The sequence below is a fragment of the Stieleria mannarensis genome (assembly GCF_014154935.1).
GTDB classification, from domain to species: domain Bacteria; phylum Planctomycetota; class Planctomycetia; order Pirellulales; family Pirellulaceae; genus Stieleria; species Stieleria mannarensis.
In genome coordinates this window covers 1-1,607 of the sequence record NZ_JACEHH010000144.1, presented here as the reverse complement: position 1 = coordinate 1,607, position 1,607 = coordinate 1, and the positions used below count along the sequence as shown (strand labels likewise).

The following is a 1,607-nucleotide window of genomic DNA, read 5'->3' as shown; positions in this document are numbered from 1 at the left end:
TGCACTTTAGGCGAAACGTCATCGTGGACGGATTGATATTGCCACGAAAAAAGCCCTCAGAGAAAATGGAGGTTCTCACACAACACCATATCTCAGAGGGCCAAGGATGGCTAAGCGTAAACGCTCCGGCAGACCACCGCAAGCTCAACATTCTCGTAAATCCAAACCATCCCAACACGACAAACGGCAACGGCTCGCCACGCCGAACCCGAGTCGCCGAACAACCGCTTCGGCCAGTGTTCCGCTTACCGGGAAGATCGCGACCCTGGTCGCCTCGATGAGCGAACTGCTCGACAAGCGAATCGGCTTTCGGTTGCCGATCATCATCGCCGGAGCAATGCTTGCCGGTGGTCGCCGCACCGCTGCCAGCTGGTTTCGCTGTGGTGGCGTCAACGACGATTGGGATCGGTTCTATGAGATGCTTCAATCGATCGGCAGAAGGGCTGGATCCGTGATGCTTCCCCTCGTGATGTTCATCTTCAACAAGTTCGATCCCGGTGAGAACGGCCACTGGACGATTGCCATCGACGACTCCCCTACCAAGCGGTTTGGGCCGTACGTTGAAGCGGCCAACATTCACCACAACCCGACGCCGGGCCCCGGCGACGGAGGCTGGCTTTATGGTCACAACTGGGTCTGCTTGGCGATGGTCCTGAACCATCCATTGTTTGGAGCCATCGCGTTGCCATTGCTCTCGCGGCTGTATGTTCGGAAGGTTGACATTGACAAGCTGAGGCAGCGCTATGACTGGGAATTTCGTACCAAACCTCAGCTTGCTTTGGAGCTGGTTCAGCAGGTCCTTGGGACACTTCGAGCTCTTGGTAGCAAGGCTGGTTTTGTCGTTGTGTTTGATGGTGCGTATGCGGTCGGCGAACTGGTTCGCGCATTGATCGCTGAGGGAGCCACGGTGGTCACAAGGCTTCGGCGCGATGCAAAGCTGTATGACGTTCCGATAAACAAAACGGGACAGCGTGGCAGGCCCCGCAAGTATGGCAAGAATCGAATCAGCTTGGCCAAGCGGGCCGGTCGCCGCGACGGCTGGAAGTCGATCACATACCGTTGCCGAGGCGTGCAGGCGAAAGGGCAGTACAAGACGTTCCTTGCAACCAGTAAGGTTGTCGGCGGTCAAGTTCGAGTCGTTCTGCTGAAGCATGTCAGCGGGAATTGGGCAGCGTACATTAGCACCGATACGACAATGTCTGTGGAAGTGATCCTGCAAACGGTCTCGGATCGCTGGGCGATCGAAGAGCACTTTCACGACGTCAAGGAGATCTGGGGCGCGGGCGAGCAGCAGGTTCGAAACGTCTGGTCGAGCATTGCCTGTTGGAACTTGTGCGGATGCCTGTACAGCATGGTTGAACTGGAATGCTGGGACCTGACGAGCGACCAGTTGGTTGATCGCAGTGACCGGCCATGGGACACCCCATCGCGTCGTCCCTCGCACGCAGATCGTCGCCGTCGGATTACCCGTGAAATGATACGTTCCGAATTATTGAACGATCTGCACCTGGCCCCCGACGAAACAAAAATGCGCGACCGATTCGAACGCCTGCTCGCACTGGCGACGTGACAATCAGTGGCGTTGAGTTCAATCGCCTAAAGTGCAG

Annotated in this window: 1 protein-coding gene; it reads left to right on the top strand. The window is 56.9% G+C overall.

Translation table 11 applies throughout. From position 1 onward, the window contains the following. Positions 1-106: 106 nt before the first annotated feature. Complete coding sequence (locus H1B37_RS32780; protein ID WP_436299113.1) at positions 107-1,570, top strand: IS701 family transposase; 1,464 nt, start codon at positions 107-109, stop codon at positions 1,568-1,570. Positions 1,571-1,607 lie beyond the last annotated feature (37 nt).

Bases quoted from the DNA above. Each gene is read 5' to 3' on its own strand.
- H1B37_RS32780 (WP_436299113.1), top strand. From the start codon at position 107: ATGGCTAAGCGTAAACGCTCCGGCAGACCACCGCAAGCTCAACATTCT.